Source organism: Methylobacterium sp. WL64, from assembly GCF_008039945.1.
Classification (GTDB): domain Bacteria; phylum Pseudomonadota; class Alphaproteobacteria; order Rhizobiales; family Beijerinckiaceae; genus Methylobacterium.
The window spans coordinates 79,207-104,356 of record NZ_VRVA01000008.1 but is presented as its reverse complement, the minus strand read 5'-3'; the positions used below and the strand labels follow the sequence as shown (position 1 = coordinate 104,356).

At 69.5% G+C, this 25,150-nt stretch carries 29 protein-coding genes and 1 pseudogene; 17 read left to right on the top strand and 13 right to left on the bottom strand.

Features of this window, described 5'->3' with window-relative positions; all coding sequences use genetic code 11:
• The first annotated feature begins 27 nt into the window (after positions 1–27).
• The 5 genes from FV242_RS06765 to FV242_RS06745 all read left to right on the top strand — a co-directional run bounded on the left by FV242_RS06765 (position 28) and on the right by FV242_RS06745 (position 4,188).
• A complete protein-coding gene (locus FV242_RS06765; protein ID WP_007562510.1) occupies positions 28–489 on the top strand; it encodes a hypothetical protein in 462 nt (153 codons plus the stop codon).
• A 2-nt stretch (positions 490–491) separates the two neighbouring features.
• Positions 492–1,154: a ribonuclease T2 gene (locus FV242_RS06760; RefSeq protein WP_147938394.1), complete on the top strand. Its 663-nt coding sequence runs from the start codon at positions 492–494 to the stop codon at positions 1,152–1,154.
• Between the two features lie 66 nt (positions 1,155–1,220).
• Positions 1,221–2,069 carry a 23S rRNA (adenine(2030)-N(6))-methyltransferase RlmJ gene (locus tag FV242_RS06755; protein ID WP_147938393.1) on the top strand — a complete coding sequence of 283 codons (849 nt, stop codon included), beginning with the start codon at positions 1,221–1,223 and terminating at the stop codon, positions 2,067–2,069.
• Between the two features lie 224 nt (positions 2,070–2,293).
• The gene (locus tag FV242_RS06750; RefSeq protein ID WP_147907598.1) at positions 2,294–3,571 is read left to right on the top strand and encodes a porin; all 1,278 of its coding nucleotides are present in this window, start codon (positions 2,294–2,296) and stop codon (positions 3,569–3,571) included.
• Between the two features lie 296 nt (positions 3,572–3,867).
• On the top strand, positions 3,868–4,188 hold the full coding sequence (locus FV242_RS06745) for a hypothetical protein (protein WP_147907599.1): 321 nt from the start codon (positions 3,868–3,870) through the stop codon (positions 4,186–4,188).
• 44 nt (positions 4,189–4,232) lie between these two features.
• Here FV242_RS06745 and FV242_RS06740 read toward each other — a convergent pair whose 3' ends face one another.
• Positions 4,233–4,778 (bottom strand): GNAT family N-acetyltransferase, encoded by a 546-nt coding sequence (locus FV242_RS06740; protein ID WP_147907600.1) that lies wholly within the window; start codon positions 4,776–4,778, stop codon positions 4,233–4,235.
• A gap of 190 nt (positions 4,779–4,968) precedes the next feature.
• Here FV242_RS06740 and FV242_RS06735 point away from each other — a divergent pair, with 190 nt between their 5' ends.
• On the top strand, positions 4,969–6,420 hold the full coding sequence (locus tag FV242_RS06735) for a peptidoglycan DD-metalloendopeptidase family protein (protein ID WP_147938392.1): 1,452 nt from the start codon (positions 4,969–4,971) through the stop codon (positions 6,418–6,420).
• Between the two features lie 92 nt (positions 6,421–6,512).
• On the opposite strand, the gene FV242_RS06730 is transcribed toward FV242_RS06735, so the two are convergent.
• Together FV242_RS06730 and FV242_RS06725 are read right to left on the bottom strand one after the other, a co-directional pair.
• Positions 6,513–6,854 carry a YidB family protein gene (locus tag FV242_RS06730; RefSeq protein ID WP_147907602.1) on the bottom strand — a complete coding sequence of 114 codons (342 nt, stop codon included), beginning with the start codon at positions 6,852–6,854 and terminating at the stop codon, positions 6,513–6,515.
• A 181-nt stretch (positions 6,855–7,035) separates the two neighbouring features.
• Positions 7,036–7,428, bottom strand: a complete 393-nt coding sequence (locus FV242_RS06725; RefSeq protein ID WP_147938391.1) for a YidB family protein — start codon at positions 7,426–7,428, stop codon at positions 7,036–7,038.
• Between the two features lie 136 nt (positions 7,429–7,564).
• On the opposite strand from FV242_RS06725, the gene FV242_RS06720 reads away from it, so the two are divergent.
• From FV242_RS06720 to FV242_RS06695, 6 genes are all read left to right on the top strand, one after another.
• Positions 7,565–8,449, top strand: coding sequence for an alpha/beta fold hydrolase (locus FV242_RS06720; protein WP_147938390.1), 885 nt, complete (start codon positions 7,565–7,567; stop codon positions 8,447–8,449).
• 120 nt (positions 8,450–8,569) lie between these two features.
• Complete coding sequence (gene yajC / locus FV242_RS06715; RefSeq protein ID WP_147907605.1) at positions 8,570–8,905, top strand: preprotein translocase subunit YajC; 336 nt, start codon at positions 8,570–8,572, stop codon at positions 8,903–8,905.
• Positions 8,906–8,962: 57 nt separating this feature from the next.
• Positions 8,963–10,567, top strand: a complete 1,605-nt coding sequence (gene secD, locus FV242_RS06710) for a protein translocase subunit SecD (protein WP_147907606.1) — start codon at positions 8,963–8,965, stop codon at positions 10,565–10,567.
• 233 nt (positions 10,568–10,800) lie between these two features.
• Positions 10,801–11,742, top strand: coding sequence for a protein translocase subunit SecF (gene secF / locus FV242_RS06705; RefSeq protein WP_147938389.1), 942 nt, complete (start codon positions 10,801–10,803; stop codon positions 11,740–11,742).
• 12 nt (positions 11,743–11,754) lie between these two features.
• A complete protein-coding gene (locus FV242_RS06700) occupies positions 11,755–12,153 on the top strand; it encodes an Mth938-like domain-containing protein (RefSeq protein ID WP_147938388.1) in 399 nt (132 codons plus the stop codon).
• Positions 12,153–13,031: a phytoene/squalene synthase family protein gene (locus FV242_RS06695; RefSeq protein ID WP_147938387.1), complete on the top strand. Its 879-nt coding sequence runs from the start codon at positions 12,153–12,155 to the stop codon at positions 13,029–13,031. The genes FV242_RS06700 and FV242_RS06695 overlap by 1 nt, the downstream gene beginning before the upstream one ends.
• A 298-nt stretch (positions 13,032–13,329) precedes the next feature.
• Here the strand turns inward: FV242_RS06695 and FV242_RS06690 are convergent.
• From FV242_RS06690 to FV242_RS06660, 7 genes and pseudogenes are all read right to left on the bottom strand, one after another.
• Positions 13,330–13,635: pseudogene (locus FV242_RS06690) on the bottom strand (DUF6883 domain-containing protein); the annotation flags it as partial.
• A gap of 41 nt (positions 13,636–13,676) precedes the next feature.
• On the bottom strand, positions 13,677–13,928 hold the full coding sequence (locus tag FV242_RS06685; protein ID WP_147938385.1) for a DUF4926 domain-containing protein: 252 nt from the start codon (positions 13,926–13,928) through the stop codon (positions 13,677–13,679).
• 45 nt (positions 13,929–13,973) lie between these two features.
• Positions 13,974–14,621 carry a protein-L-isoaspartate O-methyltransferase gene (locus tag FV242_RS06680; RefSeq protein WP_147938384.1) on the bottom strand — a complete coding sequence of 216 codons (648 nt, stop codon included), beginning with the start codon at positions 14,619–14,621 and terminating at the stop codon, positions 13,974–13,976.
• On the bottom strand, positions 14,618–15,382 hold the full coding sequence (gene surE, locus FV242_RS06675) for a 5'/3'-nucleotidase SurE (RefSeq protein WP_147907613.1): 765 nt from the start codon (positions 15,380–15,382) through the stop codon (positions 14,618–14,620). Before surE ends, FV242_RS06680 begins: the two co-directional genes overlap by 4 nt.
• Complete coding sequence (serS, locus tag FV242_RS06670) at positions 15,382–16,740, bottom strand: serine--tRNA ligase (protein ID WP_147938383.1); 1,359 nt, start codon at positions 16,738–16,740, stop codon at positions 15,382–15,384. The genes surE and serS overlap by 1 nt, the downstream gene beginning before the upstream one ends.
• 91 nt (positions 16,741–16,831) lie before the next feature.
• Positions 16,832–17,197 (bottom strand): nuclear transport factor 2 family protein, encoded by a 366-nt coding sequence (locus FV242_RS06665; RefSeq protein ID WP_147907615.1) that lies wholly within the window; start codon positions 17,195–17,197, stop codon positions 16,832–16,834.
• 116 nt (positions 17,198–17,313) lie between these two features.
• On the bottom strand, positions 17,314–17,757 hold the full coding sequence (locus FV242_RS06660) for an OsmC family protein (protein WP_147938382.1): 444 nt from the start codon (positions 17,755–17,757) through the stop codon (positions 17,314–17,316).
• Between the two features lie 151 nt (positions 17,758–17,908).
• On the opposite strand from FV242_RS06660, the gene FV242_RS06655 reads away from it, so the two are divergent.
• The gene (locus tag FV242_RS06655; protein ID WP_147938381.1) at positions 17,909–18,775 is read left to right on the top strand and encodes an ATP-binding protein; all 867 of its coding nucleotides are present in this window, start codon (positions 17,909–17,911) and stop codon (positions 18,773–18,775) included.
• A 353-nt stretch (positions 18,776–19,128) separates the two neighbouring features.
• Here FV242_RS06655 and dut read toward each other — a convergent pair whose 3' ends face one another.
• Together dut and FV242_RS06645 are read right to left on the bottom strand one after the other, a co-directional pair.
• Positions 19,129–19,599: a dUTP diphosphatase gene (gene dut, locus FV242_RS06650; RefSeq protein ID WP_147938380.1), complete on the bottom strand. Its 471-nt coding sequence runs from the start codon at positions 19,597–19,599 to the stop codon at positions 19,129–19,131.
• Positions 19,596–20,477 (bottom strand): CoA ester lyase, encoded by an 882-nt coding sequence (locus FV242_RS06645; RefSeq protein WP_147938379.1) that lies wholly within the window; start codon positions 20,475–20,477, stop codon positions 19,596–19,598. Before FV242_RS06645 ends, dut begins: the two co-directional genes overlap by 4 nt.
• 95 nt (positions 20,478–20,572) lie before the next feature.
• Here FV242_RS06645 and FV242_RS35350 point away from each other — a divergent pair, with 95 nt between their 5' ends.
• The 3 genes from FV242_RS35350 to FV242_RS06630 all read left to right on the top strand — a co-directional run bounded on the left by FV242_RS35350 (position 20,573) and on the right by FV242_RS06630 (position 22,627).
• Positions 20,573–21,313 (top strand): DUF429 domain-containing protein, encoded by a 741-nt coding sequence (locus tag FV242_RS35350; RefSeq protein ID WP_147938378.1) that lies wholly within the window; start codon positions 20,573–20,575, stop codon positions 21,311–21,313.
• 90 nt (positions 21,314–21,403) lie between these two features.
• Positions 21,404–21,919: an NUDIX hydrolase gene (locus FV242_RS35345; RefSeq protein ID WP_147938377.1), complete on the top strand. Its 516-nt coding sequence runs from the start codon at positions 21,404–21,406 to the stop codon at positions 21,917–21,919.
• 45 nt (positions 21,920–21,964) lie between these two features.
• On the top strand, positions 21,965–22,627 hold the full coding sequence (locus tag FV242_RS06630) for a carbonic anhydrase (protein ID WP_147938376.1): 663 nt from the start codon (positions 21,965–21,967) through the stop codon (positions 22,625–22,627).
• Positions 22,628–23,073: 446 nt separating this feature from the next.
• Here the strand turns inward: FV242_RS06630 and FV242_RS06625 are convergent, their stop codons facing one another.
• Positions 23,074–23,778 (bottom strand): DUF4142 domain-containing protein, encoded by a 705-nt coding sequence (locus tag FV242_RS06625; RefSeq protein WP_147938375.1) that lies wholly within the window; start codon positions 23,776–23,778, stop codon positions 23,074–23,076.
• 207 nt (positions 23,779–23,985) lie between these two features.
• Here FV242_RS06625 and FV242_RS06620 point away from each other — a divergent pair, with 207 nt between their 5' ends.
• Positions 23,986–25,134, top strand: a complete 1,149-nt coding sequence (locus FV242_RS06620; protein WP_187278350.1) for an acyltransferase — start codon at positions 23,986–23,988, stop codon at positions 25,132–25,134.
• Positions 25,135–25,150: the final 16 nt, after the last annotated feature.

The window sequence follows — 25,150 nt, the reverse complement described above, 5'->3', positions numbered from 1 at the left end:
GACAGCACCCCCGTCGAGGCACGCGCCATGCGCCCGATCCTTCACAGCCTCGCCCTCGGGCTGGCACTCCTCTCCGTCGCGCAGCCGGCGCTGGCCCGCTCGGCCCGGGAGGATATCGAGCCCGCCGAGGAGCGGATCTTCCCGTTCGACGCACAGATTCCCGGCTGCCAGGACCCGAGCGTGCTGGAGCGGGTCTCGACCAACTTCGCCGAGAAGGAGGCGAAGTACTGGAATTCGTCGATGACGATCCGGTCGTTCGATACGATCGAGCGCACCGCCTGGCGACCCTGGGGCCTCGACACCTATCCGCGCCGGTTCTGCTCGGCCACCGTCACCACGTCGGACGGGGTGCGCCGCAAGGTCGATTATTCGGTGCGTGAGAGCCTCGGCATCATCGGGGCGACCTGGGGCGTCGAGTTCTGCGTCCACGGCCTCGACCGCGACCTCGCCTACGCTTACGCGACGGCCTGCCGGATGGCGCGGCCCTGAGGATGCGCGCTCGCGCCGCCTGCCTCGCCGGCCTGCTGATCGCCGGGCCGGCCGCCGCCCAGGATTTCGGCGGCTTCAGCCGGCGGGGCGAGCCCGGCGCGTTCGATTTCTACGTGCTGGCACTCTCCTGGTCGCCCACCCACTGCGCGGGCGTCGGCGAGCGCCGGAACGACGTGCAATGCACCCCCGGCCGGGGCCTCGGCTTCGTCGTGCACGGGCTCTGGCCGCAATACGCCCGCGGCTACCCGCAGAACTGCTCCGCGGTCGAGCGGGCGCCGACCCGGCAGGCGCTTGAGGTGGCCGGCCAGGTCTATCCGAGCGAGGGGCTCGCCCGACACGAGTGGCGAACCCACGGCACCTGCTCCGGCCTCGACCCGGCCCGCTACTTCCAGGCCGCCCGCGACGCGCGCCTCGCCGTCACGATCCCCGATGGCCTCAAGGGCGGCGGCGCCCCGCAGACCCTGGCGCCGATCGAGATCGCCCTGCAGTTCGTGACGGCCAACCGCGGCCTGCGCCCCGACATGATGGCGGTGACCTGCACGCGCGGGCAGTTGCAGGAGGTGCGGATCTGCTTCTCCAAGGACCTGCGCGGCTTCACCCCATGCCCCGAGGTCGCCCGGAGCAATTGCCGCGCGCCGGATATCACCCTCGACGCCGCCCGCTGACTTTTTTGACCGTTTTTGCGGTCCGAGGCTGGACCTGGAGCGCAGGATCCGCTTGAGGGCGATGCCATGAACTATCGGCATGCCTTCCACGCCGGCAACCATGCCGACGTGCTCAAGCACCTCGTTCTCGCGCGGGTGCTCGTCCACCTGAGCCTCAAGGACAAGCCGTTCCGGGCGCTCGATGCCTTCGCGGGCCTGGGCGTCTACGACCTGACCGCCGACGAGGCCTCCCGCACCGGCGAGTGGCGGGACGGCTGGGGCCGGATGGACACGCCCTTCGCACCCGAGGTCGAGGCGCTGCTGGCGCCCTACCGGGAGACCGTCGCGGCAGTGCAGGCCCGCTACGGCGCCATGGCCTATCCCGGCTCGCCCGCGGTGATCCGCGAAGCCCTGCGGCCCGGCGACAAGGGCGTGTTCGTGGAACTCCACCCGGAGGATGCCGCGACCCTGGGGGAGCGCTACGCCCGCGACCCGCGCACCAGGGTCCTGAGCCTCGATGGCTGGACTGCGGTCAACGCGCAGATCCCGCCGCCCGAGCGGCGGGGCCTCGTGCTCATCGACCCGCCCTACGAAGTGCCGGGCGAGATCGAGCGGCTCGGGACCCACCTCGCCCGGGCGGTCGCAAAATGGCCGACCGGCGTGTTCCTGGCCTGGTATCCGATCAAGGATGCCGCCGCGATCGACCGCATGGTGGGGGACCTCGACGCCGCCCTGCCCCGCCCGGCCCTGCGCCTCGACCTGCTGATCGACCGGCCGGACGATCCGACACGGCTGTGCGGCAGCGGGTTGATCATCGTGAATCCGCCCTGGCGCCTCGCCGAGGAGGCGCTTCTATTTTTGCCGGCGCTAGCTGAGCGGCTGGCCCGGAACGCGTTCGGCGGGTTTCGCTGCGATCGGATCGGTGCAGAGGGCTGATTCGTCACTATTGCCGAAGGATCGCGCGATCCGGGCACCGGTCTGACAAGGTCTCGCAGCAACGTGGGCTGAAAAATGTGGCGACAAAACCACAGACCTCTGCCGACCCATCCCTGGCGTCCAGGAATGACTAAAAACTAGGCAAGTGCCATTTGTTTGATTTTGTATCAGCGGCGGGTCGGTGTCAGCTTGGCCGGGAACCAATTCAAACGAGCCGCGAAACCATGCTGAAGCGATCCACCCTGGCCGGCTTGGCCACCGTGCTGCTCTCCTCGACCAGCATCCTCGCGGCCGATCTCTCGGCTCCGGCGCCGGTCCCCGTCGCGCCTCCGGCCGAGCCCTGCAAGGCCACCCTGATCGGCCCGGTTTACAGCGGTACGATCAAGGCCAACCCGAACCCGACCTGCTTCTCTGCCGGTCCGCTGGGCGACCTGTATGTCGGCGGCGCCGTCACCGGCTACGGCTACACGCAGAGTAACCCGTTCGCGTCGTTCTCGACGCCGGCCGCCCCGAATGATCGGGATCGCTCCGCGCGGTTCGACTTCTCGAACATACAGGGCATCATTCAGAAGCCCGAAGGCGCATTCCAGTTCTATATCCAGGCGGGTGGCTACTCGATCCCGCAGCTGGGCTTCCCCACCCTCGGGACGTTCACCCAGACCGACTTGCTGTTCGGCCCGGTTCCGGTCGCCTTCGGCAAGATCCAGATCAACGATGAATGGTCGGTCCAGGGCGGACGGATGTTCACCCTGATCGGCACCGAGCTGCTGTTCACCTATCAGAACCTGAACATCAACCGCGGCCTCCTGTTCGTGCAGGAGAACTTCATCAACCAAGGCGTGCAGGTCAATTACAGCAGCGGTCCGCTCTCGGTCTCGCTCGCCGGCACGGACGGCTTCTTCTCCAACGAAATTACGTGGTTCACCGGCAACGTTGCCTACAAGCTGGACGATTACAACACGATTGGCGTCAATGGCGGCTTGAATGTCGGGCGCACCAATTCGCTCGACCGCAGCCCGCGCTACCAGTTCGCTACGCCGAACGCGCAGCAGAACAGCGGCATCTTCAACATCAACTACACCTACGCGAACGGCCCGTGGATCATCTCGCCCTACTTCCAGTTCACGAATGTCGAGCGTGACCTGCGTGTCGGGATCGGCAACACCGCTTCCACCTACGGCGGTGCCCTGCTGGCGGCCTATTCCTTCACCGATAACTTCTCCCTAGCCGGCCGGGTCGAGTACACCGAGCAGACCGGTGTGCGGGGTTCGACGCAGACGAACCTGCTCGGCTTCGGTCCTGGCAGCAACGCCTTCTCAGTCACCGTCACGCCGACCTTCACGTTCGACCGTTACTTCTTCCGGGTCGAATACGCTCACGTCGAGCTCGGCGGCATCACCCGTGGGAATCTTGCAGAGGGCTCGCTGGGCACCGGCTTCGGCCGCACCGGCAACCGTACCTCGCAGGACCGTTACATGGTCGAGACCGGCATCACGTTCTGACCTGATTCTTCATGCCGGCCCCCGGGCCGGCCCTTTTGAAGACCCCCGGGCACAGGCCCGGGGGTTTTTTCATGCCTGAAGAACAATTCGAAACCGTTGTGCAAGACTACTCAAGTTTCGGTTTGATCGTTGAATTAAAATATGAAACTTCTCCAATCCGATATATTCTCGACACAGAGGTTGGTAAATCCATACAATTCGAGCGATTCCGGAATCGCAATGAACTTGCGGTGGCGCCGTAAACTCTCGTAATAAACTTCGCCTGTGATGCGTATGCGGGTTGAGGATCTTAGAACATGCCGGTGATCAAAGCTTTGTCGGATACGTTGCGGAGTGTCGCCGCGCCCGGCATGACGCCGAAGGCGTTGCGCGCCGCCGTCCGGGAGAAGCACCCCGATGCCTCCAAGAAGGATATCGTGCGGGCCGCCTTCTATGCCTTGCTCGAGGAGCCGGAGCAGGATCTGGCCTGCCTGGCCGAACTGCATGGCTTCGCCCTCGTCGAGCGCGTGTCGGAGGATGAGCGCACCATCAAGGTCGGGGGCAGCAAGAAGAAGCGCCGGGCCGCCGAGGCGGCGCAGGTTGCGACGGGTGAACTGGCCGAGGCCCTGAACACCTGACCTGACGGCGCCTGCAGTCGTCCTGCGGCGCGAAGAGGCGCGGCTCAGCCGCGCTGGAGTATGCGTCGCCCGGGACGGTGCCCTTCCTCGCCGGTGTCGCGAAAGCCGAGCTTCTGCAGGAGGCCCCAGGAGGCGACGTTGCCGGGGCGGCACTCCGCCACGATGATACGGGCCGGGAACCGCCGGCCGAGGAGTTCGAGGATCGCCGAGACCGCCTCGTAGGCCAAGCCGCGCCCCCGCGCTGCGCCACCGACCCAGTAGCCGATCTCGATCGCACCGGGGCCGCGCAGATGCGTGCCGACCACGCCGACAAGGTCGGATGCGGCCGCGTGCTGGCCCGCCTCCGCGTCGTGCATCCAGACCCCCAGGAAGCGGTCCTGGCCGCGCCCACCGCTGCGGATCAGGTCTTCGGCGTCGCGTACGGTGAAGGGAGTCGGCAGGAAATCCACCGCCGCGGTGATCGCCGGATCGTCGGTGACCCGGCGGAGATCCTGGGCATCCTGTGGCCGCAGCGCGGCGATCGACAGCCGTGGGGTCTCGATTGAAGGCAGGTCGGCGAGGCTGTCGCGGGCGGCGCGAATGGTAAACATCTTTCCGATGTGGGGTGACGGCCGGACCGGAAAAGGCACGGTCAAACCCCGGTCTTTCATCCCGCGCAGAGTGCGGCCACTACTCAGACAGAGCGACATGCGCTCACCGATAGGCCGGACGGGAACGGTTGCTTAACCTGAATCCGTCTTCATTGGGGCATCAAGTTGCGTCAGGCAAACGGGTGCGTCGATGCGGGTGCGCGGTACGGGTCGAGGGTTACGGACGCTGTCGCGCGTCGCCCTCATCGGCATCATCGGTGGCGGTGCCGCCGCCTGTTCCTCGGACGCATCGCGCCTGAGCAACCCTTTTTCAAACCCCTTCTCGTCGGAGCCTGCCGCCACCGGCAGCCTGCCGGAGGGTAGCCTGAAGCCGGCGCCGGTGATCCGCACCGGCCGGATCCAGTCCGAGGCGCTTGGCGCCCCCGGCGCTGCCTCGCGTCCGGCCGCTACGGCGATCCCGGCCCCTACCCCGGCGGCTGCGCCGGCCGCCCGGGTCGCCTCGACCGGTGCCCCCGGCTGGAGCGCCCAGGGCGGCACGCAGATCACGGTGTCGAAGAACGACAGCCTGAACCAGATGTCGACGCGCTTCGGCGTGCCCGCTTCGGCGATCCTGTCGGCGAACGGCCTGTCCAACGCCAGCCAGATCACTCCCGGCCGGCAGATCGTGATCCCGGTCTACAACGCCTCCGGGCTGAACCCGGCCGCGGCTCCGATGACCGCCCGGCCGGCTCGGGCTGCCGAGGAGAAGCGCGAGGACGCGCGGCAGGTCGAGGCCAAGGTCGCCTCGAAGCGCGAGGAGGCCAAGGAGGTCGCCAAGCGCGAGGAGGCTTCCAAACGTGAGGAGGCGTCCAAGCGCGCCGCCGCCGAGAAGGAAGCGGACCGCAAGGAGGCGCTGGCTCGGGATACGGCAGCCCGCAAGGTCGCCGAGGACAAGGCTCGCAAGGAAGCGTCTCTGAAGGACGCCGACAAGAAGCATCACGTTCGCCCCGGCCAGATCGCCAAGGCGGACGAGAAGAAGGCCGACCCGAAGGCTGAGGCGAAGGCCAAGGCCGAGGCGAAGGCCCTGGAAGCCAAGGCCGAGGCCAAGGCGGCCGCGAAGGCCGAAGCCACCCAGAAGCTCGCCGAAGCGAAGGCCGCCAAGGAGGCGGCCCAGAAGGCCGCAGCCGCCGAGAAGCCCGAGAAGGTCGCCGCCAAGGAGGCGCCGAAGCCGGTCGCCGCCGCGCCAGCCAAGCCGGAGCCCGCCGCCACCGGGTCCGTCGCGGATGCGACGGCGTCGGAGAGCTTCCGCTGGCCCGCCAAGGGCCGGGTGATCTCGGGCTATGGCACGTCGGGCAACGAAGGCATCAACATCGCGGTGCCGGAGGGCACGCCGGTCAAGGCCGCCGAGGAAGGCACCGTGGCCTATGCCGGCTCGGACGTGAAGGGCTACGGCAAGCTGGTGCTGGTGCGCCACGCCAACGGGTTCGTCTCGGCCTACGCCCATAACGGCGAGATCGACGTGAAGCCCGGCGACAAGGTCAAGCGCGGTCAGACCATCGCGAAGTCCGGCGCCTCCGGTAACGTCACCTCGCCGCAGCTGCACTTCGAGATCCGGAAGGGCGGATCGCCCGTGGATCCGATGTCCCAGCTCGCCAGCAACTGAGACGCCGCAGTCGATGCGGCGCGTGCGGCGGTCCCGAGAGGGGCCGCCGTCCTCGTTCGCGACCGCTGGCTTAAACGATCAAACTCTTGCGATCAGGCTTTGGGGACCTGCAGCGATCCGTCCGGGCTGTGGTGGTCCACCGCTTCCGGCAGGGTCTTGGCCAGGGTCGGAAACAGCTGGTCGACCGGGATGCCGAGCTTCGCGGCCATCTGGCGGACCTGCTCGTTGTCCAGGACCTTTTGCAGGTCGTCGGCGGTGATCGGCTCGTTCGGGCCGCGGCCCAGCCAGGAATTGACCTGGCTCTCGTAGCCGGAGCGGCGGAGCTGATCCAGCAGCGCGTTGAGCCCGCCCGGCAGGACCTGCTGGATGATGCCGGGGAGCGCCTTGAGCGCCATCTGCCCCAACGAACCGCCGAGACTGTCGAGCAAGCTCACGATGATCCCCCGTCGCTTTCCGTACGTATGGACCCTAGCGCATCGTTCCGCTTACCGAAACCGGCCGGACGCGCTAGCGATTTGATCCGCAACAGCTTTTTCCCGGTGGTCGATGGCCGCCCGTTGGCGTGAGGCTTGGCGGCCGCCGACCGCTTCGGCCGAAGGCGTCCGATCAAAAAAATCAGCGGATCTGCGTGCTGAAGTTCGGCTGGGGCTTCAGCCGGCCGTCTTCGCTCTGGGCCGCGACCGCCGCGGGCAGGAACTCGGCGAGCGCCGTCGGCACGCGGCCGGCCGGCAGGCTGAGATCGTAGGCCAGTCGCTCGGTGACCGCATCAGGCAGGCACCCGGCAATCGCGGAGGCCGGGACGGGATGGTTCTCTCCGGACCCGATCCACGAGTCGACGGCCTCGCCGTGGCCGGCCTCGCGCAGCCGGTCCAGGAATGCGACGAGTCCGCCCGGGTAGAATTTTGCCAGTGCCAGCGCGAGCTTGCCGCTACCGGCGCTCACGACCGCCCGGTCGGCCGCCGCGACAACGTCGCCGATCAGGGTCTTCACACCGTCGCGCAGGCTCATCGTGTCGTATCCCCGGGTTTGGTCACCACGCTCAAGGTTGGGCGGGACCGGCGGGCGGCAAGAGGCGGCCGGCAACGGTGCATGCGGCAATTGCGCGGCGATCGGCTAGAACATCCGACGCAGCGAGAGGTGATCCATGAAGCGCGTGCAGGCCGGTCTGCTCGACGTCGCCTACCTGGAGGTCGGTCCTGCGGACGGGAAGCCGGCCGTCCTGCTCCACGGCTTCCCGTACGACGTCCGTGCCTACGATGCGGCGGCGGCACGCCTGGCCTCTGCGGGCGTGCGCTGCCTGATCCCGTACCTGCGGGGCTACGGGCCGACCCGGTTCCGCGACCCGCAGACGCCGCGCTCGGGTGAGCAGGCGGCCTTGGGAGCGGATCTCCTGGCCTTCCTGGATGCGCTCGGGATTGGGCGGGCGGTGCTGGCCGGCTACGATTGGGGCGGCCGGGCGGCCTGCGTGGTGGCGGCGCTCTGGCCGGAGCGGGCGACGGGGCTCGTGAGCTGCGGCCTGGGCTACAACATCCAGAATATCCAGGCCTCGGCCCAGCCCGCATCGCCGGAGGCCGAGCACCGGTTGTGGTACCAGTACTACCTTCATGGCGCGCGCGGCCGCGCCGGCCTGGCGGCCAACCGCGCGCAATTCTGCGCCTTACTGTGGCGGCTGTGGTCGCCCACGTGGTCTTTCTCCGAAGAAACGTTCGCCCAGACCGCACGGTCCTTCGAAGAGAATTCGGATTTCGTCGACGTCGTGGTCCACTCCTATCGCCATCGCTTCGCGCTTGTACCCGGCGATCCGGCGCTGGCCGGAATCGAGGCAAGGCTGGCGGCTCAGCCGGACATCACCGTGCCGTCGGTGGTGCTGCTCGGGGCCGACGACGGGGTCGGGCCGCCTTCTCAGAAAGACACCGACGCCCGGCACTTCACCGGGCCGTACCGACGCGTCATCGTCGCGGGGGTCGGGCACAACTTTCCCCAGGAGTCACCGGAGGCCTTCGCGGAGGCGGTACTCGGCCTGCTGTGACCGTCTGAGCGCGGAGCGTTGCTTTCGGGTAGCCCCTGGCTATAGTCCGCGCGCTTTCAGACAGGTCTGCGGACGCCGCTTCCGGCGGCAGGCCTGCGTGCCAATCGCAGGAGACGCTCGTTGATCACCCCCGCCTTCGCGCAAGGGGCCGCTACGGCCGCTGGCGGAGCGGAGATCGCCTTTCAGGTGATCCCGTTCGTCCTGATCTTCGTGATCATGTATTTCCTGATCCTGCGACCGCAGCAGAAGCGGGTCAAGGACCACCAGGCGCTGATCAAGGCCGTGCGCCGGGACGACACGGTCGTCACCAATGGCGGCCTCGTCGGGCGGGTCGTGAAGGCCGTCGACGACCAGGCGGAGATCGAGGTCGAGATCGCCCCGAACGTCCGCGTGCGGGTCGTGCGGACGATGATCTCCGAGGTCCGCGCCAAGGGCGGACCGGCCAAGGCCGTCTGACACCTTCCATGAAGCGGCCGGCGTAACCCGCCGGCCTGACAGAGAAAACATCGGCCGATGCTGCGCTTCTCCCGTGCGAAGATCATCACGACCCTCGCGGCGATCCTGATCGGTCTGATGCTCGCCGTGCCGAGCTTCTTCTCGCCCGAGCAGCGCAAGGGCTTCGTGGCGAGCCTCCCGACCTGGTTCCCGACCTGGATCGTCCCGACCCGGGGCATCGTGCTCGGCCTCGACCTGCAGGGCGGCTCGCAACTGCTGCTGGAGGTGGACCAGAACGAGCTGATCGCCTCCCAGGCCAAGGCCCTGCGCGACGACGTGCGCCGCACGCTCCAGCAGGAGAACGTCCGGGCCGACGGTGGCATCGGCCTGCTCCAGCGCGGCGTCCAAGTGAAGGTCGCGGACGACGCGGCCCGGGCCAAGGTCCTGCCGAAGCTGCAGGACCTGTCGCTGCCGATCACCACGTCGATCGGCCAGACCGCCGCCCGCACCCTCGACATCACCGAGCAGCCCGGCGGCGTGATCCGCCTGGCGCTCACCGATGCCGGCATCACCGACCGGACACGCCGGGCCGTGAGCCAGGGCATCGAGGTCATCCGCCGGCGGCTCGATTCCACCGGCACCACCGAGCCGTCGATCCAGCAGCAGGGCGCCGACCGGATCCTGATCCAGGTCCCGGGCGAGCAGAACCCGGAGCGCCTGGAAAGGCTGCTCGGCTCCACCGCCAAGCTCGAGTTCCGCATGCTGGCCGACAGCCCCTCGGGCGACGTCGATATGCTGCCCTCCAAGGACGAGAAGGGCGCTAAGGTCCCGGTCGAGCGCCGGGTCATGGCGGATGGCGGCGAGCTGACCGACGCCCAGCCGGCCTTCGACCAGCAGTCGCATGAGCCGATGGTCAGCTTCAAATTCAACCTGCGCGGAGCCCAGCGCTTCGGTCAGGCGACCTCGGAGAATGTCGGCCGGCGCATGGCGATCGTGCTCGACAACGAGGTCGTGTCGGCTCCGGTGATCCGTTCTGCGATCACCGGCGGCTCGGGCCAGATCACCGGCAACTTCACGGTTCAGCAGGCCAACGACCTGTCCGTCCTGCTCCGGGCCGGCGCCCTGCCGGCAAAGTTCACCGTGGTCGAGCGCCGCGTCGTCGGCCCCGGCCTCGGCCGCGACTCGATCCAGGCCGGCAAGCTCGCGACCCTGGTGGCGGCGGGCCTCGTGGTCTGCTTCATGTTCGCCACCTACGGGACCTTCGGGTTCATCGCCAACATCGCCCTGATGGTCCATGTCGGGCTGATCCTGGGCCTGATGTCGGTGCTGGAGGCGACCATGACGCTTCCGGGCATCGCCGGCATCGTGCTCACCATCGGCACGGCGGTGGATTCCAACGTGCTGATCTACGAGCGCATGCGCGAGGAGAGCCATGCCGGCCGCTCGCTGATCTCCGCGCTCCAGGCCGGCTTTGATCGGGCCTTCGCGACGATCATCGACTCGAACTCGACCATGGCGATCGCCGCGCTGATCCTATTCTTCCTCGGCTCGGGGCCGGTGAAGGGGTTCGCCGTGGTGTTCATCCTCGGCATCCTGACCACGGTCATCACCGCGGTGACGCTGACCCGGATGATGATCGCGGTGTGGTATAAGACGTTCAGGCCGAAGGCCCTGCCGTTCTAAGGCTTCGAATCTTCCGAGGAGGTTGGCCGAGCGATCAGACACCGACCCGTCATCCCGGGGCCGCGAAGCGGAGCCGGGGATCCAGAGCCGCCGCCGGCGCCCGATCCTGTCGCCGCCGTGCGTCTGGATCCCGGGCTCGCCTACGGTGCCCTGGACTGGCGGAGCGAGCGGGATGAGCCCGCGTCGATCATCCGGAGGCCCCTCGCGCCCGATACGCGAACCGAGACGAAACCATGCGCCTGCTCCGCCTCTGGCCCGATGAATCGCATTTCGACTTCATGCGCTTCCGGCGGCTCACCTTTCCGCTCTCGGCGGTGCTGTCGCTCGTCACCGTGGTGCTGTTCCTCACCATCGGGCTGAACTTCGGCATCGACTTCAAGGGCGGCACCCTGGTCGAGCTGCAGGCCAAGTCCGGCACTGTCGACGTGGCTGCGATCCGGCACACCGCGGTGGGCTTCGGCTTCGGCGAGCCGGAGGTGCAGGAACTCGGCAACCAGGGCACCGTGCTGGTCCGCCTGCCGCTCCAGCCCGGCGAGCAGGGCCAGACCGCCGTGATGAACAAGGCGCACGCCGCCTTCGACGCCGATTACGATTTTCGCCGCACGGAGACGGTCGGCCCGCGCGTATCGGGCGAGCTGGTCCAGTCGGGGACGCTCGGCGTCGTGCTGTCGGTGGTCGCGGTGCTGCTCTACCTGTGGTTCCGATTCGAGCGCGAACTGGCGCTCGGCGCCATCGTCGGCACGCTCCACGACATCGTGCTCACGGTCGGCGTGTTCATCATCACCCGTATCGAGTTCAACATGACCTCGATCGCCGCGATCCTGACCATCGTCGGCTACTCGCTCAACGAGACCGTGGTGGTGTTCGACCGGACCCGCGAGCTGATGCGACGCTACAAGACGATCCCTACGGTCGACCTGCTCAACCTGTCGATCAACTCGACCATGTCGCGGACCGTGATGACCTCGATCTCGTCCGGCCTGTCGCTGCTCGCGCTGGTGCTGTTCGGCGGCGAGGCGATCAAGGGCTTCGCCACCGTGATGCTCTGCGGCGTCGTGATCTGCACCTACTCGGCGATCTTCGTGTCGACTCCGGTGTTGATCTATCTGGGGCTGATGCTCTCGGGCGCCCGCGCGGCGGCCGAGCGGTCCGGTGTCCCGCAACCCGCGGAGTAGTTTGTCCCCGAGATGGCCGAGCAGCCGAGTCCGAAGAGTTTCGAGTCCGGCTTCGTGCCGGGGCGCCACATCATCGACACCTACGGCAATGGCGGCTTCCGCTTCGCCGGGATGTCGCATCGCGGCTCGCTCCTGCTCCTGCCGTCGGGCGTTCGGGCGTGGGACGTGACGTCGGCGAAGGCGATCGACCGCACGGCCCTGCGCCCGGTCCAGGCCGAGGCGGCGGAGATCGAGCTGCTGCTGGTCGGCACCGGCCTCGACATCGCGGCGATCGATCCGTCCCTGCGCGGCTGGCTCAAGGATGCCGGCGTCGGGCTGGACGTGATGCAGACCGGGGCGGCGGCCCGAACTTACAACATCCTGGTGGCCGAGAACCGGAAGGTCGCGGCCGCCCTGATCGTGGTCGATTGATGCCGGAGGTCGATGACAAGCCCGCCGAGACCGGCCTGGCTTTCGCGCAGACCCATTGCGAGCAGCTGGTCCGCGACGGCGACCCCGACCGTTATTATGCGACCCTGTTCGCCCCGGCCGCCGCCCGCCCGCACCTCTTCGCCCTCTATGCCTTCAGCCTGACCGTCGCGCGGGTGCGCGAGGCGGCCTCGAACCCGATGGCCGGCGAGATCCGCCTGCAATGGTGGCGCGACGCCCTCCAGGGCGAGGCCCGGGGTGACGTGCGCGCCAACCCGGTTGCGGCGGCGCTCGAGGAGGCGATCCGGGTCAACCGCCTGCTGCGGCAGCCCTTCGTCGACCTGATCGATGCCCGGGTGTTCGACCTCTACGAGGACCCGATGCCCCGGGTGAACGACCTGGAGGGCTATTGCGGCGAGACCGCCTCGGCGCTGTTCCGGTTGGCGAGCCTTGTGATCGGCAACGGCACCGAACCGGGCGGCGCGGGGGCCGCCGGCCATGCCGGCGTCGCCTATGGCATCACCGGGTTGCTCCGCGCCCTGCCGTGGCATGCCCGCTCGGGACAGGTCTACCTGCCGGCGGACATCCTGGGCCGCTACGGAGTGACCCGCGAAGACATCACCAGCGGCCGCGGCGGCCCCGGCCTGCGCCGGGCCTGCGCCGACCTGCGCGACCTCGCCCGGACCCATCTCAAGGCTTTCGAGGCCGCTCGTCCGGCGATCGCGCCGCTCGCCGGTACGGCGTTCCTGCCGGTGGCCCTGGTCGAGCCCTACCTGGCGACGATGGAGCGGGCGAGCTACGACCCGCTCAACACCGTCACCGACCTGCCGCGCTGGCGGCGGCTGTGGCGGTTGTGGCGGGCGTCGCGGCGGATTTCTTAGGGGAGGCGACGCCCTTTTCCGGACGCCGGTGACGCAGTGGACGGCGGTCCCGAATCCGGCAGAGGAAGCGTCGCGCAGCGGCACGATCGAGAAGCAACGCAGACGCTTCGCGGCGTCATGTGCTTGGTCTAGGGTCGCATTCCGCTAACGCTGCATGCGCCCGGGAAAGGGGTGGTGCTCGGGACGGCATCGCCATTGCGAGCGCAGCGAAGCAGCCCGATGCGACAGCCCACCGGGTCGGCTTTTGAATTCAATCGGTAATGAACCGGCACGAGCTTTGGGGTGGTGCCAGACCATCTCAGGCAGGGATTTGGGTCAGAGGCACGGCGGTGACGAAGTAAGCGTTGCGCGCGGCATCGAGGCGCCACACCGTGCGCACCTGCGGATTGCGTCCATCGGGCGTGAGGAGAGGCCCCGCGAAGATCACTCTCACGTCGCCGCGCCCAGACATCGTCTCCGCCACGAAGGTGGTGTCCGCCGGGTGATCGAGGAGGGCGGCTGAGGACGTCAGGGGATCGTGCATCCCGAATCCGGAGCGCTTGAAGAAGCGTGCTTTCGGACCCCCTCCGATATGGATTTCATCCAGGATGTAGCTGCTGATCGTGCGCGGGTCGAGCGATCAGCTCAGAGGCCAGTCCGGGAGGGTCAAGCCGGCCCGCGCTTCACGAGGCGGAGGTCGCTGGCCTCGACCGTCGCGAGGGCGCCCATCGGATGCGCAAACTCGACGTCGCAGGCTTCCCCGTCCCGCCAGATTCCGACGATCGTTCCCTCGGTGCCGGGCTCCATTGTCACGCCGTCGTCAGTTATCGCATGCGCCCTCAGCGCCACCCGGTCGAGGTCCCGAAGGTCCGACTGCGGCTCCTCGCGCCTGACGCTGTAGAATGCGTCGACCGACATGTCGGCGGGATGGCGGGTCGTGCGCGACGACGCAAGGCTTCAGCCTCACAGCACCCGCGCCAAGCCCGGCACCAGCCCCGCCAAACGTATCGGTGGCCCGAGTTCCGGGTCCGCATCGGGGGTCGCCAGCGTCGCGATCCGGCACCGGCCCTCTCGGCTGAGGCCCGTCACCAGGCGCCCGCCCGGTTCGAGGGCCGCGCGCCAGTGCGCCGGGATGGCGTCGACGCTGCCATGGACCAGGATGCGGTCGAAGCCGCCGTCCGGCAGCTCCGGGGCGAGGCCGTCGGCCCGGACGACGTGCACCTCGGACTGGGCGGCGAGCCGCGCGGCGGCCTCATGGGCGAGCGTCGCGTAGCGCTCCAGGCTGAGGACGGCCCCGGCCCCGAGCCGGGCGAGCAGCGCCGTGACGTACCCTGAGCCGGTGCCGATCTCCAGGACACGGAGACCGGGTTCGATCCGCAGCAGCGCCAGCATCTGGGCCACCTGCGTGGGCGCCGTCATCGAGGCGCCGCAGGGCAGCGGCAGGGCGAGGTCGCGCCGAGCCTGGGCGCGGTGGGCCTCGGGGGCGAACGGCTCTCGCGGGACCAGCTCCATGGCCCGCAGGATCGCGGTGTCCCGCATCCCCCGGCCGCGGAGCGCCATGACGAAGGCCGCGTTGCCGGCAGCCTCCTCGAGGCTGCCCAGGTCGATCACGCCGAGAAGGCCTGCGCAAAGCGGGTGAGCGTCGGCTCGTCCGTGAGGTCCAGGCGCAGGGGCGTCACCGAGATCTTCTTCTCGGCGATCGCCTTCAGGTCCGAGCCGTGGCCCGGCTCGAACCGGGCCTTGGCGAAGGCCAGCCAGAAATACGGGTTGCCGCGCCCGTCCATCCTTGCATCGATCGACAGCAGCGCCTGGTTGCGGAAGCCCTGCGCGGCCACCGCAATGCCCTGCACGTCGGCCGGTTCGCAGTCCGGAAAATTCACGTTGATCAGGATGCCGGGCTCGATGCCGGTCTCGAGGATCTTGCGGATCACCTTCGGCCCGTGCTCGCGGGCGCAATCCCACTTGAGATTGGTCCGCCCGCCCGCGCCGTAGGCCTGGCTCAGGGCGATCGAGCGGATGCCGAGGATCGTGCCCTCCATGGCGGCCGCGATCGTGCCCGAATAGGTCACGTCCTCGGCGACGTTCTGGCCGCGGTTGACCCCCGACAGGACGAGATCCGGCCCGTGCTCGCCGAGAATGTGGCGCACGCCCAGGATCACGCAGTCGGACGGCGTGCCCTTCACGGCGAAGCGCTGCTCCGAGACCTGCCGCAGGCGCAGCGGGTCGTTCAGCGACAGCGAGTGCGAGACGCCGGATTGGTCGCTCTCGGGCGCGACCACCCAGACGTCGTCGGACAGCTCCCGGGCGATCTCCTCCAGGGTGGCGAGCCCCGGCGCGTGGATGCCGTCGTCGTTGGTGACTAGGATGCGCATCAGCGGGCCCCTTCGATCCGGTTGAGCCCGCCCATGTAGGGGTGGAGCACCGACGGGATCGTGATGCTCCCGTCCGGGTTCTGGTAGTTCTCCATCACGGCGATGAGGGCGCGGCCGACCGCCACCCCCGAGCCGTTCAGCGTGTGGACATAGGCCGGCTTGCCGTCCTTGCCCCGGTAGCGGGCGTTCATCCGGCGGGCCTGGAACGGGCCGCACACCGAGCACGACGAGATCTCGCGGTGGGTGCGCTGGCCGGGCACCCAGACCTCGATGTCGTAGGTCTTCTGGGACGCGAAGCCCATGTCGCCGGTGCAGAGCGTCATCACCCGGTAGGGCAGATCGAGTTTCTTCAGGACCGCCTCCGCGCAGGTGAGCATGCGCTCGTGCTCGTTGGCAGATTCCTCCGGCGTGGTGATCGAGACCATCTCGACCTTGTTGAACTGGTGCTGGCGCAGCATGCCGCGGGTATCCCGCCCCGCCGCACCGGCCTCGGCCCGGAAGCAGGGCGTGAGCGCGGTGAAGCGCAGGGGCAATTCCTCTTCGCGCAGGATGGATTCGCGGACGAGGTTGGTCAGCGGCACCTCCGCGGTGGGGATGAGCCAGAATTTTTCAGACGTGCTCCGGCCGGCCTCGTCCTGATCTCCCGGGGTCACGCCGATCTCCTGCGCCTTCGGGGCATCGAGACCCTTGAAAACCGAAAACTGATCATCCTCGAATTTTGGCAGCTGTGCGGTGCCGAACATCGCGGCGTCCCGCACCAGTACCGGCGGCGCCACCTCCAAGTACCCGTGCTCCTGCGTGTGCAGGTCGAGCATGAACTGGCCGAGCGCGCGTTCCAGCCGGGCGAGCTGGCCCTTCAGCACCACGAAGCGCGAGCCGGAGAGCTTGGCGGCGGATTCGAAATCCATCAGCCCGCTGGCCTCGCCGAGCTCGAAATGCTCGCGGCCTTCGGTCAGCCGCTCGCGGGTCGAGGCGTGGCTGCGGTAGACCACGTTGCTGTGCTCGTCGGCGCCGTCCGGCACGTCGGACTTGGGCTGGTTCGGGATCGCAGCGAGTTTTTCGGACAGCGCCGCGTCGGCCCGGTCCTGCGCCGCCTTCAAGTCGGCCTCGGCGCTTTTGAGCGCGGCGACCTCGGCCATCAGGTCGGCCGCGCGCGCCTCGTCCTTGGCCTTCTTGGCGCCGCCGATCTCCTTGGCGAGCGCGTTGCGCCGCTCCTGGTTGGCCTGGGCCGCCGAGACCGCGGACTTGCGGGCCTCGTCGAGGCCGATCAGCGCGGACGAGAGCGGCGCGAGGCCCCGGCGGGCGAGGTCGCGGTCGAAGGCGTCCGGGTTGTCCCGGATGGCGCGGATGTCGTGCATCGTGTTGGCTCGGATCTGCGGCGCACGAGGCTCGGCGCGCGCGGCTCACGCTTTGCCGCATCGCGTCCGGTGGGACAAGCGCAGGCCGCCCTCACGCCTTCGGGGGCGCGATCTTCAGCTGGTCGATCGCCCAGAGCCAGGTGCCGTCCGGCTGCGCGCGGGCGACCTCCACGGACAGCGCGCCGTTGGGCAGCCGGGCGAAGGTCAACGCAAGGGCGCCGTTGCGCACGGGCTCCAGCGTCTCGGGGGCCGGGAAGTCGGACTTGCGCGCCAACAGGTCCGTGTAGAAGGCCCGGATCTCGGCATGACCCGTGGCCACGACGCGGCCGGCGGCCAGCACCGCGTCAGGCTCGTAGAGCGCCACCAGGCCCTCGACATCGCCGGCATTGGCCCGCTCGTTGAAGAGCTGGGCCAGCGCCGCCGGCTCGGTGGCAGCGTGTCGGTGATCGTGGGCCACGGGCAACTCCTGTGTAGGCTATGAGTGTGTGACATCTCGGGCCGCGCGCCCGGATGTTTGAGATGTCGGCCGCGACGCTGCGGGAAGGTCCGAAACGCCACACGTCCAGCCGGCGCTCATGCGAGCCGCGCCCCGTCGGCATCCTCCACCGAGACCGCCACCGGGATCCCGGCCTTCACGCTCTCCGAGACCGTGCAGAAGCGTTCGAACTGCTCCAGCACCCGGTCGATTCGGGGCATGGCCTCGGCCGCGGCCCCCAGCCGGATGCGCACGTCGATCCCGCCGATCCGCAGGCGGCCCTCCGGGTTGCGTGCCATCCGGCAAGTCGCCTCGGCGGCGACGCCCTGCGCGTCCTGCCGGAACTTGCCGAGGGCGAAGACCAGGCTGGCGCACAGGCAGTTCGCCACGCCCGATGCCAGCAGCTGCTCGGGGATCGGACCTGTGCCGCCGCCGACCGGGGGCGCCTCGTCGGTGAGGAGGCCCGGAAGGCCCGCACCGAAATCGACGGTGAAGACGTAAGCCCCGACCTGGGTGATCCGGATCGTCGGTCCCGCATCCATCGGCGCCCTCCCGGGGCCGACCCGACCGCCCTCGCGGAATATTCAACGCCCGATCCGGCTTCGCGTTCGAGCCGCACGGGGACGGATGATTTCCGCCACCGAACGCCGTAGTACGGTTGCTTGACCGATCCGGAAGCGAACCCCCGATCCGATGACGAGCCTCGAGACCCTGATGCCGCTCCTCGAGCGGATCGCCACCGCCCTGGAGCGCGCCGCGCCGCCCGCCCAGCCGGCCTTCGACCCGAACGCCGCCGACGCTTTCCTGTGGGGACCGGAGCGGCGGCTCACCCCGGTGCCACAGGTGGCGCGGGTGGAGATCGGCCTGCTCACCGGCATCGACCGGGCGCGCGACACGCTGATCGAGAACACCGAGCGCTTCGCCCGCGGCCTGCCGGCCAACAACGCCCTGCTGTGGGGCGCCCGCGGCATGGGCAAGTCCTCGCTGGTCAAGGCGGCCCATGCCGAGATCAACGCCCGCCGTCCCGAGGGTGCGCGGCCGATGAAGCTGGTGGAGATCCACCGGGAGGATATCGAGGCCCTGCCCGACTTGATGGCCCTGCTGCGGCCCGACCCGCATCGCTGGCTGGTCTATTGCGACGACCTGTCCTTCGACGGCGACGACACCTCGTACAAGTCGCTCAAGACCGCGCTGGACGGCGGCATCGAGGGCCGGCCTGGGAACGTCCTGTTCTACGCCACCTCGAACCGCCGGCACCTGCTGGCCCGCGACATGGTCGAGAACGAGCGCTCCACGGCGATCAACCCCGGCGAGGCCGTGGAGGAGAAGGTCTCCCTCTCGGACCGGTTCGGCCTCTGGCTCGGCTTCCACAAATGCAGCCAGGACGAGTTCCTGGCGATGATCCGCGCCTATGCCGAGCGCTATGGCCTGGACCTGCCCGCGGAGCGCCTGCGCGCCGAGGCCCTGCAATGGGCCACCACCCGGGGCTCCCGCTCGGGCCGCACCGCCTTCCAGTTCATCCAGGACCTGGCCGGGCGGATGGGGAAGGTGCTGGATTGAGGCGTTTGACCGCCTAGAACATGCGCGGCATCCCGGCGGACGCAGCCTCAGACGGTCATCGGCGGCGGGATCGGTGGATGCGCCGAGATCGGTCCACGCACCGTGTCGTCCCCGTCTCCGGCGCCCCGCCGGGACGACACGGTGAATCGTTCGGCCGCCGTCGTATCTCGGGAGTCGACCTTCGACTGGTCGGCACGGCGCGATACGTCAGGGCATGTTCGGCTTGGGCCTTGCGACTCATCGGCAGCTACGTCGGGCTCGCGCGATACGAGGTGATCGCCTTCGGGAATGATCTGGCTTGAGGGGCGGGGCGCCAACCGGCGATCTCCGTCACCTGCGTATCGCCCGGGGCCCTACCGACCGCTCGACCCGAACCCCCCTGCCCCACGGCCCGAACCCGAACCGGGCTCGTCCTCCAGCACGGTGAGGACCGGCCGGGTCACGCGGGTGAAGACCAGTTGGGCGATCCGGTCGCCCGGCTCGATCCGGATCGGCCGCGCGTCGTCGCGATTCCAGGCCGAGACCATCAGGGGGCCTTCGTAATCCGCGTCGATCACTCCGGTGCCGTTGCCCAGCACCAAGCCGTCCCGGTGGCCGCGTCCGGAGCGCGGGAAGATCAGGCCGCACCAGGCGGGGTCGCGGATCAGCACGCAGAAGCCCGCCGGGATCAGGGCCGGTGCGCCCCGGGGCGGCAGCGTCAGCGGCGCGTCCAGGCAGGCGTGGAGGTCGAGCCCGGCCGCCGCCGCCGAGCCCCAGCGCGGGAAGCCCCAGCCAGGCAGCCGCGGGTCGAGGAGACGCAGGCCGACCTCGGGGAGCTCGTTCACGCGCCGAGCCGTTCGATCGCCTCGGCCAAGGCCAGGGTGCGCCGCGCGGCCTCGACATGGAGGCGCTCGACCATGCGCCCGTCCAGCGCGATGACCCCGTAGGCCTGGGTCTCCGGCGCGTCGAAGGCCGCGGCGACCCGGCGGGCCTCCGCGATCTCGGCCGCGTCGGGTCCGAACGCGGCGTTGGCCGGGCCGATCTGGCTCGGGTGGATCAGCATCTTGCCGTCGAAGCCCAGGTTGCGGCCTTCGGCGCATTCCGCTTCAAATCCCGCCGCGTCGTCGAGACCGGAAAAAACCCCGTCGATTGCCTCGATCTCGTAGGCCCGGGCGGCGGCCAGGACATTCATCAGCCAGGGCACCAGGGCGGCCCGGCCCGGGGGGCGGATCCGGGCCGCCTTCACGAGGTCGTTGGGGCCGATCACCAGGGCGGCGAGCCGTCCATCCACGTCCCGCGCGGCCCCGGCGATCTCGGCGGCGTTCACCACCGCCATCGGGGTCTCGATCATCGCCCAGATCCGCGTCGCCGCGGGCGCTCCAAGCCGGCGCAGGCGGGCGCCCACCGCGATCAGCGCGTCGGAGCTGCGCACCTTCGGCACCAGGATCGCATCCGGGCCGGCGCCGGCCAGCGCCGCGAGGTCAGCCTCGCCGTCCTCGGTCTCGGGCGGGTTGATCCGCACGACCACCTCGCGCGAGCCGAAGCCCGATCCCGAGACCGCCGCGGCCACGAGGGCGCGGGCCTCGGCCTTCTTCTCCGGCGCGACCCCATCTTCCAGGTCGATCAGGATCACGTCGGCGGGCAGCGTGCGCGCCTTGTCGAGGGCGCGGGCGTTGGAGCCGGGCATGGCCAGCACGCTGCGACGGGGACGGATCTCGCTCATCACGCTTCTCCCGGGCCGGCGGCGATGCCCTTGCGGTCGCCGATAGCTTTCCACCGCGTCCCGGGCAAGAACGGATCGCGGGATGCGGGGACGGGATGGTGCGCTGGGTCGCGGGGCTGGACGGCTGCCGAGGCGCCTGGGCGGGGGCGCTCCTCGACCTCGACGATCCCGGCCGGTACCGCTGCGCCCTGTTTCCCGACGTGGCCGCACTCCTCGACGCGCCGGAGCAGCCGCTGATCGTCGGCATCGACGTGCCGATCGGCCTGCCGGACCGGATCGTTTCCGGCGGCCGGGGTGCCGACAGGGCCGCCCGCCTCCGGCTCGGCCCGGCCCGATCGTCCGTGTTCCCGATGCCGGCCCGGGCGGCGGTCTACGCGGCGGATTACGACGCGGCTAAGGCCATCGCCCGGGCGACGAGCGACCCGCCCTTCGCGCCCTCGATCCAGGGCTACAACATCTTCCGCTCCGTCCGCGCGGTGGACACGCTGCTGCAGGCGCGGCCGGAGGCGTTGGCACGCGTCCACGAGGTTCACCCGGAGGTGGCGTTCCACGCCCTGAACGGCCTCCGGCCCCTCGGCCTGCCCAAGAAGGGCGCCCGGGCCCGCGAGGGCCTCGCCCTGCGCCGGAGCCTGCTGGAGGCGGCGGGCTTGCCGGTCGCCCTGATCGAGGTCCGCGCCAAGGGCGTGCCGGCCGACGACCACCTCGACGCCCTCGCTGCCTTGTTGGTGGCACGGGACATCCTCGAGGGCAGCGCGGTGCCGCTGCCGGACCCGCCTGAGCGGGATGGGTACGGCCTGCCGGTGGTGATCTGGGCGCCGGCCGCGCGGGTGCCGTGACCCGCCACCTCGAGGTCTTGTGATCGCTCACAACTTGGTGATCGCGGCCGAGCGGTGTCCGTCCGTGGCCTCGTGCTCTAGCTCAACCGCATGAGCGAACCGAACACACCCGCGATCCGCCATATTGCCCGGGCGATCGTCCTCGACCCGCAGGACCGGATCCTGCTGATCGCGTACGCCTCCGTCCACGCCAAGGGGCCGGACGGCGAGCCGCTGCGCTTCTGGTTCATGCCCGGTGGCGGACTGGAACCCGGCGAGGACCACGTCACCGCCTGCCGCAGGGAGCTGGGCGAGGAGATCGGCCGCGATGACGTCGCGATCGGCCCGCAGGTCGCGGCCTGCGACGGCCCGTTCCACCTGTTCCGCCAGTCGCGGGATGCCCGGGAGTGCTACTTCCTGGTCCGCCTGCCCGACGACCGGGTCGATACCAGCCAGCTCGCCGAGACCGAGGACAACCCGGTGATCGGAACCCGCTGGTGGCCGCTGGCCGAACTCAAGGCGAGCGGCGAGCGCGTCGAGCCGGCGGGGCTGGCCGATCTCGCGGCCGATCTCGCGGCCGGGACTATTCCGCCTCGGCCGCGCGTTCTGACTTGGCACGATCGCTGACCCGGATCTCGCATCTGCGAAGATCCCGAACCTCAAGGAGACGGCATGTTCCCTGAATTCCTGACCGAGGGTTACCGCGCGTTCCTGGCCGACCGGTTTCCTACCGAGCGGCGGCGCTTCGCGCAGCTCGCTCAAAGCCAGGAGCCTCAGATCCTGGTGATCAGCTGCTGCGACAGCCGGGTGGCCCCGGAGGCGATCTTCGATGCCGGCCCCGGTGAGTTGTTCGTGATCCGCAACGTGGCCAACATCGTGCCGACCTACGAGCCGGACGGAGCCTATCACGGCACCTCGGCGGCCATCGAGTTCGCGGTCCAGGCGCTCGAGGTGAAGCACATCGTCGTGCTCGGCCACGCCACCTGCGGCGGCATCAAGGCCTTCGCCAACAAGGCCGCGCCGCTCTCGAGCAGCAACTTCATCGGCAAGTGGGTCTCGCTGGTGGGCGCCGCGGAAGCGAAGGCGGGTGATTCGAGCGCGCCGGACTACCTGACCCGGATGGAGCACGCCATGGTCAGCCAGAGCATGGAGAACCTGCTGAGCTTCCCGTTCATCAAGGAGCGGGTCGAGGATGGCCGGCTCAACATCCACGGTGCGCATTTCGGCGTGGCCAACGGCGTGCTGCTGGTCCGGAATCCGGAGACCGGCGACTTCCACCCCGCGGTGGACGATACCGGCCGCAAGATTCTGCCGACCGCGGTGGCTTGCGACTGAGGAACCCGTCCGACGGCTCGACATTCCGGCTTGAGGTGCTCTGCGGGGCGTCTCAGGCCGGGGGGCTGCATACCGGATGCTGCGGTCGCCAGCTGGCAGATGCGCGTCGCCGTTCTTCGCGTATCGGTTGTCGCTTGCGAAAGCTGTAAGGCGCTTAAGCGTCTGCAGGGCTCGACGAACGCGCCTCCCCACGAGGGAGAGAGGAAGCAGGTTCCGCACCGATACTTACGGCTTGACGTCTACCATCTGCGGCTCCGCGAGCCCGCAAGGTCGAGTGGCTCGTCGCACCTTCGAACACGATGACGTCTGGCCGCAACTGCTGCCGGGGTGGCTTCGCTGCACCCGCAAGAACGGTGCAGTGCGCGGTCAGAGACAAGAAAAAGGCGGCGTGCTCGCGCACGCCGCCTCGCCCTGTCACCCGGCCGGGGCCGAGATATCCTAAACGATCACATGGCGCCCGGCAGACGCTGGGCGTGATCGAAGTGCATCTGCAAGGCCGGCAGGGCCTGCTGGGCGTAGTTGCGCAGGGCCGGGTTCGGGCCGCCCTGGGCGTAGGCCTGCGTCATGGCGATCGACATCTGGTGCGCCTGGATCTGCTGGCTGGCGTAGAGACGGTCGAAGCGTGGGCCGGCCGGGGTCGCGGACAGCTCGGCGAGCATCGCCTGCTGCTCGGGGCTCGGCGGGACGACGGTCGAGGCGCCGGTGGCCATGGCATCGCCGCGTCCGAGGCGGCTGCCCGCCGCCGCGCCGCTGGCCGCGCCGGTGCCGACGCCCTGAAGGCCGCCGACCGGGCCGCCCGCCAGGGTGCCGCCGACCACGCCGGTCGCTGCGCCGACGCCTGCGCCGACAGCGCCGCCCGCCACCGCCAGCGGTGCCGTCACGAGGCCGCCGAGCCCTTCGTCCCGGGCCGCCATGTAGTTGCTCTCGCCGCCCGACAGCGCCACGTTGGCGGCGCGATGGTCGCGGATGACTTCCTGGGCGAACGACCGGACCTTGGGATTACGCGACTTCGACAGGGCGATCTGCGAGGACTGGACCTCGAAGGCGTTCGCCTGCATCGACTGCAGGCGGAAATCGTTCGCGCCCTGTGCGAAGGCAGGGGTCGATAGCGCCAGGACGAGCGCGGACGCGGCAGCGTAGTTCTTCAGCATGGAAACCTCAAGTACGTGTGAAGACGCGAAGCGGCCCGCGAGGCCAGCAAAGATCCGGTCCTGGTCGAAGGTCCAAGATCTTGCAGCCGAAACGGTACGGCGACACGTTCGCGAATTAGTTCGACAACGGGGCTATCGACTTATGGTTCCTGCCGTTTTTTACTGAGAGCCCGGGATTAGAGGAACTCCATTTGTGTTGAAGGCTCCGTGACCCTGTTCGGAATCCAGATCCTGCGCGCCGCTGCTGCGCTCATGGTGGTCTGGCATCACGCGCGCCACGAGGCCGGGATGATGGCTGCCCGCGGCGCCGGCCCGACCCTCGATCCCGGGACGCTCCTGCCATGGTGGGGCGGGGTCGACCTGTTCTTCGTGATCTCTGGTTTCGTCATCGTCCATGCGAGCGGCCGGCTGTTCGGGGCGCCGGGCGGACGCGCCCGCTTCCTGGCGCACCGGGTCGCCCGGGTCGTCCCCCTGTACTGGCTGGTGAGCCTAATCGTCCTGGCCCTCGCCATCGCGCGCCCCGACTGGCTGGGCGAGGCCGCGGCCCTCGTCAGAGAGCCGGGCACGATCCTGGCCGGGTTCCTGTTCTGGCCGGCGGCCCGGCCGGACGGAGCCATCCAGCCCCTCTACGGCCTTGGCTGGACTCTCAATTACGAGGTGTTCTTCTACGGCCTCTTCGTCCTGGGGCTGGGCTTCGGCTGGCGCGGCGCCGTGGCCTGGCTCGCCCTTGCGCTGGTGCTGCTGGTGTCCGTGGGTGCGCTCGTGCCCGCCTTGCCGGTGCCGGTCCGGTTCTGGGCGAACCCGATCGTGCTGGAATTCCTGGTCGGGGCTGGGCTCGCCCTCGCCCATCGGGAGGGTCTTCGGCCTGGATCCGCGGTGCGCCTCGGGCTCGGGGTGATGGGTCTCCTGGGTCTCGCCCTGGCCGCCCGCCTGCTCGGCGACGACGGGTCCGCCGACGGGGTCCTCCGCCCCCTGCTCGTCGGCCTGCCATCCGCCCTCCTGGTGACCGCCGCCCTCGGGCCGGCGCGGGATGCCGCTCAGGTCGCGGCCCTGCCCGCCTTGACGCGGGGGCTCGTGATCCTCGGGAACGCCTCCTACGCGCTGTACCTCGTCCACCCCTTCGCGCTGCGCCTCGGGCGCGAGGCGCTGCTGCGGCTCGGCCTCGCCCCGGTTCTGCACCCCTGGGGCAGCGTCGTTGTGATGCTCGCCGGCAGCGTCGCGGCTGCCCTGCTGGTCCACCGGTTCGTCGAGCGGCCGCTGAGCCGCTGGGCGCGCGACCGCCTGGATCCCGGCACCGCGCAAAACCGTGTGCGCCCCGTCCCGGCCCCGGTTCCCACCGGGCCTCGGGCGGATTAGCCTCGCGCACCGGAGG